The sequence below is a fragment of the Azohydromonas aeria genome, from assembly GCF_009760915.1.
Lineage (GTDB): Bacteria > Pseudomonadota > Gammaproteobacteria > Burkholderiales > Burkholderiaceae_C > Azohydromonas > Azohydromonas aeria.
The window spans coordinates 1-739 of the sequence record NZ_VIDQ01000212.1 but is presented as its reverse complement, the minus strand read 5'-3'; the positions used below and the strand labels follow the sequence as shown (position 1 = coordinate 739).

Sequence of the window (739 nt, the reverse complement as noted above, 5' to 3'; positions counted from 1 at the left end):
CGCGTGCGCAACTACGCCATGCAGCCGCCGGTGATCCCGCACAAGATCGACAACTACCAGCTCGACAAGGACGCCAACCGCTGCATGTTCTGCCACGCGCGCACGCAGACCAGCGCCAGCGGCGCGCCCATGGTGAGCATCACCCACTTCCAGGACCGCCAGGGCAACCACCTGGCCGAGCTCGCGCCGCGGCGCTACTTCTGCACCCAGTGCCACGTGCCACAGGCCGACCTGAAACCGCTGGTGGACAACCGCTTCGTGGACGTGGAGCAGCTCGTGCGCGGCGACCCGCAACAGCAGCAACAGCAGCAGCGCCCCGGCACGGGCACGCCGCGGCGCTGAAGGCACAGAAGGGAAGCGTTCACATGCTGCGCGGACCCCTCAACCTGCTGCGCCGCTACTGGAAGGTGCTGCGCAGCCCCAGCCGCTTCTACAGCCTGGGCTTCCTCACCGTGGGCGGCTTCGTCGCCGGGGTGATCTTCTGGGGCGGCTTCAACACCGCGCTGGAGGCCACCAACACCGAGGCCTTCTGCACCGGCTGCCACGAGATGCGCGACAACGTCTACCAGGAGCTGCAGGGCACCATCCACTTCACCAACCGCTCCGGCGTGCGCGCCAAGTGCAGCGACTGCCACGTGCCGCACAACTGGACCGACAAGATGGCGCGCAAGATGCAGGCCTCCAAGGAGGTCTGGGGCAAGGTCTTCGGCACCATCGACACGCCGGAGAAGTTCGCCGC

Annotated in this window: 2 protein-coding genes; both read left to right on the top strand. The window is 67.7% G+C overall.

Annotated elements, in window-relative coordinates:
• Positions 1–342: nitrate reductase cytochrome c-type subunit (locus FJ694_RS36590; protein WP_198321200.1), on the top strand; the 342-nt coding region annotated here is incomplete at its 5' end.
• A gap of 23 nt (positions 343–365) precedes the next feature.
• On the top strand, positions 366–739 hold a 374-nt coding region (locus FJ694_RS36585), incomplete at its 3' end, for a NapC/NirT family cytochrome c (protein WP_310735080.1).